Annotated in this window: 7 protein-coding genes; 3 read left to right on the top strand and 4 right to left on the bottom strand. The window is 77.0% G+C overall.

Translation table 11 applies throughout. The features are described from left to right. Nucleotides 1–372: AfsR/SARP family transcriptional regulator (locus FA014_RS16895; RefSeq protein WP_419178428.1), on the bottom strand; the 372-nt coding region annotated here is incomplete at its 3' end. Between the two features lie 222 nt (nucleotides 373–594). Here FA014_RS16895 and upp point away from each other — a divergent pair. The 3 genes from upp to FA014_RS16880 all read left to right on the top strand — a co-directional run bounded on the left by upp (nucleotide 595) and on the right by FA014_RS16880 (nucleotide 2,892). After that, entirely contained in the window at nucleotides 595–1,230 is a 636-nt protein-coding gene (gene upp / locus FA014_RS16890) for a uracil phosphoribosyltransferase (RefSeq protein WP_154730806.1), read from the top strand. Nucleotides 1,231–1,492: 262 nt separating this feature from the next. Continuing rightward, nucleotides 1,493–1,801 carry a hypothetical protein gene (locus FA014_RS16885; protein WP_154730805.1) on the top strand — a complete coding sequence of 103 codons (309 nt, stop codon included), beginning with the start codon at nucleotides 1,493–1,495 and terminating at the stop codon, nucleotides 1,799–1,801. Nucleotides 1,802–2,226: 425 nt separating this feature from the next. Next, nucleotides 2,227–2,892 (top strand): NAD(P)H-binding protein, encoded by a 666-nt coding sequence (locus tag FA014_RS16880; protein WP_154730804.1) that lies wholly within the window; start codon nucleotides 2,227–2,229, stop codon nucleotides 2,890–2,892. Nucleotides 2,893–2,932: 40 nt separating this feature from the next. Here FA014_RS16880 and FA014_RS16875 read toward each other — a convergent pair whose 3' ends face one another. The 3 genes from FA014_RS16875 to FA014_RS16865 form a co-directional block, all read right to left on the bottom strand. Then, complete coding sequence (locus FA014_RS16875) at nucleotides 2,933–3,232, bottom strand: DUF1540 domain-containing protein (RefSeq protein ID WP_154730803.1); 300 nt, start codon at nucleotides 3,230–3,232, stop codon at nucleotides 2,933–2,935. Nucleotides 3,233–3,401: 169 nt separating this feature from the next. Next, the gene (locus FA014_RS16870; protein WP_154730802.1) at nucleotides 3,402–5,786 is read right to left on the bottom strand and encodes an HAD-IC family P-type ATPase; all 2,385 of its coding nucleotides are present in this window, start codon (nucleotides 5,784–5,786) and stop codon (nucleotides 3,402–3,404) included. 50 nt (nucleotides 5,787–5,836) lie between these two features. Then, nucleotides 5,837–6,801: YihY/virulence factor BrkB family protein (locus tag FA014_RS16865; protein WP_230323305.1), on the bottom strand; the 965-nt coding region annotated here is incomplete at its 5' end.

The following is a 6,801-nucleotide window of genomic DNA, read 5'->3' as shown; positions in this document are numbered from 1 at the left end:
GTCTCCCGCCGGGTCCCCCGTGGCGAGCGCCGCCCGGGTCGCCTCCACGGCGTCGGCCGCCCGCAGCAGGTCCACGGCGCCGCGCGGCACACCCAGCGCGTACCCGGCGGCGGTCGACGCCAGCAGCCCGGGGTACGCGCCGCGGAGCCGGGACACGAGGGTCTGCAGCGCCGCCCGCCCGGACGCCGGTGCGCCGTCGGGCCAGGTCTCGTCCACCGCGCGGGCCGTCGACAGGCCGCGCGGCTCGAGCGCCAGGGCGAGCAGGAGGTTCGCGCCGAGGCCGGTCACGGGCAGCAGCACGCCGTCGGGGCCGGCCGCGCGGACCTGGCCCAGGACGGCCAGCCGGATCGGCTCGGACGCGGGACCGGACACCGCGGCAGTCTAGGTCGCGCGCCCCCCTCATCAGGTGCACGCGACCACCCGGGGGCCGCGGGTCCGCCGCAGCCGCCGGACCGGGGGCCGGACGTGGGTGCGCAGCGACGACGACGCAGGCAGGGGGCTGCGCCGTCGCCGCGCGCTGCCCGCCATCGTGGTCCCGGTCACGCCCCGGCGACCGGGACGTCGGTCCCGGGGCGGGCACGGTAGGTTGAGGCCATGCGCCTGCACGTCGCCGACCACCCGCTCGTCGCCCACAAGCTGTCGGTGCTCCGGAACAAGGAGACGTCGTCCCCGACGTTCCGCAAGCTCGTCGACGAGCTGGTGACCCTGCTGGCCTACGAGGCGACCCGCGACGTCCGCACCGAGCCGGTCGAGGTCGTGACCCCCGTGGCCACCACCACCGGGGTGAAGATCGCGGAGCCCCTGCCGCTCGTGGTCCCGATCCTGCGCGCCGGTCTCGGCATGCTCGACGGGATGACCCGCCTGATGCCGACCGCCGAGGTCGGGTTCCTGGGCATGCAGCGCGACGAGACGACGCTCGAGGCGATCACGTACGCCAACCGGCTGCCCGAGGACCTGACGGGCCGGCAGTGCTTCCTGGTCGACCCGATGCTCGCCACCGGCGGCACGCTGGTCGCGGCGATCGACTACCTGTTCGCCCGCGGCGCCCGCGACGTCACCGCCGTGTGCCTGCTCGCGGCGCCCGAGGGCCTCAAGGTCGTCGAGGAGGCTGTCGGCGACCGCGGCGACGTGACCGTGGTGGTCGCGGCCGTGGACGAGCGGCTCGACGAGAACGCGTACATCATCCCGGGGCTCGGCGACGCCGGGGACCGGCTGTACGGCGTCGTCTGACGCCCCTCGCGGCGGGCCCGCGCCCGCCGTCATGCGGTCTCGGCCGCTGAGACCCCGCACGGAAAGCCCTTGGCGCGCGGCGCGGCTGCTGCCACGATCGGCGACGTGAACCTCCGCCGACGCCCGACCGACGCCTCCGGGGCGTCCGTCGGCGTCCGCCGGGGAGCGCGCCGCGCGCGCTGTCGGTCCTGACGCACCGCCGTCCCCCGACCGCACCCCGGCCGCCCACCAGCAGGCGGCCCCGCGCACCCCGGAGCACCCCGTGGCACGTCCTCGCACCCCCGCACCCCCGCTCGTCCCGGCACCGGCACGCGCCGACGGCGCCGCCGGCCGCGCCGGCTTCGTGCTGTACGTCGGCCTGCAGGGCGACGCCCCGGAGCTCGACGCCGGGCACGCCGCCGACCTGGCCGAGGTCGCCGAGGCGCTGCGCGACCTCGCCCGCGACCTGCTGCCGACCGCCGAGACCTTCACCGCGCTGTCCCTGGTGCCGGCCGGGCGCGAGGACGACGTGCAGAGCATCCGGCACCGGCTCGCAGCGCTGCGCCCGCTCGGCGACGCCCCCGGGGCCTGACACCGGGCCCGGGTCCGGCCGACGCCGGCACCCAGGTGCCCCGCACCCGCGGGCGGGTCTGCGGGTGCGGGGCACCTGAGTGCTCCCCCCGATCCGCGGCCGGGACCCCTCACCGGGCCCCGTCCGCCACGCAACCTGGCCGATTCCGCTACTCATCGGTGTGCAACGGCGCCGCTCGCGGTCTAGCGTCGTGAGTGCGACGACCACCGCGGACCGGCCTCTCGGGTCCGGACCCCACGGGGGTCGCGCAGCCGCTCGGCGTTCGCCCCCCTGGCGCCGAGCGGCCCAGCCGGTCCCCGGCCCGAGCACGACATGGCCCCCTGCCAGGGCCGGGGACCGGTCACCGACGTGCGGCGCCACCCGGCGCCGCACGCGCGGCCCGGGCAGCGGGTGCGGCGCCCGGGCCGCGCTCCTACCGTGGGGGCATGCGCATCGCCATCGCCGGAGGCCACGGTCAGATCGCCCGCCGTCTGAGCAGGCTGCTCGCGGAGCGGGGTGACACGCCGCTCGCGATCGTGCGGAACCCGGACCACGTCGCCGACGTCGAGGCCGACGGGGCGACCGCCGTGCTGCTCGACCTGGAGCAGACCGACGCCGGCACCCTCGCCGCGCAGCTGTCGGACGCCGACGCGGTCGTGTTCGCCGCCGGCGCGGGCCCCGGCAGCGGCGCCGGCCGGAAGGACACCGTCGACCGCGGCGCCGCGGCGCTGCTGGCCGACGCCGCCCAGCAGGCCGGCGTGCGGCGCTACCTGCTCGTGTCCTCGGTCGGCGCGGGCGCGGAGCCGCCGGCCGGCACGGACGAGGTGTTCGCCGCCTACCTGCGCGCCAAGACCGCGGCCGAGGAGGACCTGCGCGGGCGGGACCTGGACTGGACGATCCTGCGCCCGGGCGGCCTGACCGACGACGCCGGCACCGGGCGCGTGCGACTCGGCGCCGAGGTCCCCCGCGGGCAGGTGCCGCGGGACGACGTGGCCGCGGTGCTCGTCGGGCTGCTGGACGAGCCGCGCACGGCCGGACTCGTCCTCGAGCTGTCCGAGGGGGCCACCCCGGTCCCGGCGGCCGTCGCCGCGGCCACCGAGCGCGAGGACTGATCCGGGCCGGTCGGGGGCCCGGACGCGGCTCGCGCGCGGATCAGGCCGGCGCGTAGGTGAGGCAGTCGGCCAGGTCGTGACCCGCGCCGACGCGCACGGCGTCCGCGGCGCAGGTGAGGTGCTCGTTGTGCGTGCAGTCCGCGCGCTGGCAGGCGCCGACGTGCGAGACCACCCGGTCGAGCCCGCCCCGGACGCCGAGCGGGATGAACGTCGCGCACTTCGCGTCGCCGGCCGAGCCGGCGATCGTGATGGCGGCGGCGCCGCAGGCGTGCTCGTGGTTGTACGAGCAGCCGTCGACCGAGCACTCGGAGACGGGGGGCTGCTCCATGAGGGTGCTCATCGCGGGACCTCCGGGTCGTGGGACGTGCTGACCCGACGACGGTAGGTCGCGCATTTGGGCGCGTCTAGGCAGGAAGGCCTGGCTCACGTACGTCCGCGCAGGTCAGCTCACTGGACGCCCCGAAATCAATCGCCGTCGTACCGCCGACGGACATTCTTCAACGAGGTCGTCACGTATTTCCGTCGCCGGACCGGTCACCCGCGCCGACCCGCGCGCCCGCCCGCCGCAGCAGCGCCGCCGTCAGCCGGCGCAGCAGCACGCCGACGACCGCAGCGGGCACCGCGACCGCCCACACCCGCGCGTCGGTCGGGTCGAGGACGAACAACCGCTGGCCCAGGGGCGTGCCGACCGCGAGGCCCATGCCCAGCACCATCGCCGCGACCAGGCCCACCTTCCAGGGCCGCAGCGGCCGGGCGACCGCGACCAGGACGTCGAACGCGGTGAGCACGAGCGCGAGGAACGCGGCGGTGGCGGCGCGGACGTGCGCGTCCTGGCCGTCACCGATCACCGCGCGCGCGACCGCGTACGCGCCGTAGGCCGCGGCGGCCACCGCGACGCCGCCCGGCACGGCCGAGGTGAGCACCCGCCGGACGAACCCGGGCCGGGCCGCCTCCTCGTTCGGGGCGAGGCCGAGCACGGTGGCGGGGATGCCGATGGTGAACCAGGCGATGAGCGTGACGTGCCGGGGCAGCAGCGGGAACGGCACCGTGGTGACCGCGACGACCAGCGCCAGCAGGATGGAGTACACCGTCTTCGACAGGAACAGCGTCGCGACCCGCTCGATGTTGGCGATGACCCGCCGGCCCTCGGCCACGACGTGCGGCAGCGTGGCGAAGTCGCTGTCCAGCAGCACGATCCGCGCCACCGCGCGGGCCGCCGGGCTGCCGTTGCCCATCGCCACGCCCACGTCCGCGTCCTTGAGGGCGAGGACGTCGTTCACGCCGTCGCCGGTCATCGCGACCGTGTGCCCCCGGGCGGTCAGCGCCCGCACCAGGCCGCGCTTCTGCTCCGGCGCGACCCGCCCGAGCACGACCGCGGACTCCGCCGCGTCCGCGAGCGCCGCCGGGTCCTCGGGCAGGTCGCGGGCGTCCAGCACGGCGCCGGCGGGCAGGCCGACCTGCCCGGCCACGGCCGCGACGGCGTTCGGGGCGTCGCCGGAGACGACCTTGACCGCCACGTGCTGGCGCGCGAAGTACGCCAGCGTGCCCGCGGCCTCCGGCCGGATGCGCTGGTCCAGCACCACGAGCGCCGCGGCGGTGCGGCCCGCGGGCAGCGCCGCGGGGTCGAGCGCGCCGTCCAGCTCGGCGAGGGCGAGCACGCGCCGCCCCTGCGCGGCCTCCGCGGCGACCCGGTCGAGCGCCGGGTGCCCGGGCAGCAGCACGTCGGGCGCACCGAGCGCCCACGCCCGACCGTCGCCGGTCCGCACGCCCGCCCACCGGCGCGCGGACGAGAACGGCACCGCGTCGGTGGCGACGGCGGGGGTGCGGTCGCCCACGTGCTCGATCACGGCGCGGAGGCTGGCGTTCGGCCGCTCCTCCGCGGCGCCGAGGGCGGCGAGCACCGCCGCGACGCGCTCCGCGTCGAGCGCGGGGTCGAGCACCTCGACCGACCGCACGCGCATCCCGTCCTCGGTCAGCGTGCCGGTCTTGTCGAAGCACACGACGTCGACCCGGGCGAGCGCCTCCATGGCCGGCAGGTCCTGCACCAGGCACTGCCGGCGGCCGAGCCGGACCACGCCGACGGCCATCGCGACGCTCGTCATCAGCACGAGCCCCTCGGGCACCATCGGCACGACGGCGGCAACCATCCCGCGCAGGGCGTCGCTCGGCGCCTGGTCGTTGATCCAGAGCTGGTTGACGACGGTCAGCGCCGCCACCGGCACCAGCGCCCAGGTGATGTACCGCAGGATGCGGTCGATGCCGGCGCGCAGGTCCGAGGACGGGCGCTTGAACGCCGACGCCTCGCGGGACAGCCGCGCCGCGTACGCGTCCTCGCCCACCCGGGTCGCCCGCAGCACGCCCGCGCCGGCCACGACGACGCTGCCGGACAGCAGCCGGTCCCCGACGGCGGGGAGCACCGGCTCCGACTCGCCGGTCAGCAGCGACTCGTCGACCTCGAGGCCCGCGGTGCCGACCAGCTCGCCGTCGACCGGCACCTGGTCCCCGGCGGCCAGCCGGACCAGGTCGTCGACGACCAGCCGCGCGGGGTCGAGCTCGACCACGCCCTCGGCGCGCTGCACGGTCACCGGCGAGCGGTTGAGCAGCGCCAGGCGGTCCAGGGTCCGCTTGGCGCGCACCTCCTGGATCATCCCCGACGCGCTGTTCACGACGATGAGCAGCCCGAAGAGGCCGTCGAGCAGGTGGCCCGTGGTCAGCACCACCAGGAACAGCACCAGGTAGATGGCGTTCACCCGGGTCAGGGTGTTGCTGCGGACGATCTCCGCGAGGCTGCGGCTGGTGCCGGTCTCGACGCGGTTGACGTCGCCCCGCGCGACCCGCTCGTCCACCTCGTCACGCGTCAGCCCGCCGATCGCCACGGCCTCCCGGTGCACCATGCCCCGACCGTAGCGGGTGCCCATGGGCGTCCCGGGGCCCGCCCGCGCCCCTACGCGGCGCGCTCGGCGGGCCGTGCGGGTGCCGGGTCCGCGCGCCGCGCCCGCGGGCGGGCGGCGTCCACCTCCGCGTTCAGCACGCCGCCGAGCAGCACGGCGATGCTGGACAACCAGATCCACAGCGCTCCTGCCAGCACCAGGCCGAGCATCTGCGCCGCGACCTGCACCACGGCCGCGCTGCTCGCGTCGGCACCCGGCGTCTCGGGCACCGCGACGCCCACGTACGCGACGAACCCGGCGGACACCAGCAGCACCCCCAGCGTCCCGGCCACCGCGCCCGGCAGGCACCGGCGCCAGGTGCTGACGACGTTGGGCGCGTACCGGTACAGCAGGACCAGGAACGTGCCGCCGAGCGCGAGCACCGCGGGCCAGCGGAGCACCGACCACGCGGCGCGGAACGCGTCCCCGAGGCCCAGCCGCGCCGCCAGCGCGTCGCCCCCGCCGAGCAGCGGCCCCACCACGACCAGCAGCAGCACCGCCACCAGCGTGACGAGCGCGCCGATCGTGAACCCGAACCCGAGCAGGTACTGCGTCACGACGTTCTGCCGGGAGGTCACCCGGTACGCGTCGTCGAGCGCCCGTACCGCGGCCCGGAACATGCGGCTGGCGAGGTACAGCGTGACGACGAGGGCACCCAGCGCGAACCCGCCGCGCTCCTCGTCCAGCAGGCCGTCGACCAGCGGTGCCAGCACGTCGCCGGCCACCTGCTGGGCGAACACCGTCGCGAGCCCGTCCACCACCGTCGTGCGGATCTCTTCCACCTGCGCGTCGCCGAGCAGCGGCCGGAGGTAGCCGAGGCTGGCGCCCAGCGCCGTCGCGATGGGCACCAGCGAGATCAGGGCGTAGTACGTCATCTCGGCGGCGAGGCCCGTGATCCGCACCTCCCCCGCCCGCACGACGGCGCGCACACCGATCGCCGTGACGCCCCAGCCGCGCACGGTCCCCGGGTGGCGGTCGG

Origin of the sequence: Cellulomonas hominis, from assembly GCF_005239125.1 — a bacterium.
GTDB lineage: Bacteria > Actinomycetota > Actinomycetes > Actinomycetales > Cellulomonadaceae > Cellulomonas > Cellulomonas hominis_A.
The sequence above is the reverse complement of the archived record's forward strand: the minus strand, read 5'-3'. Positions and strand labels throughout refer to the sequence as shown.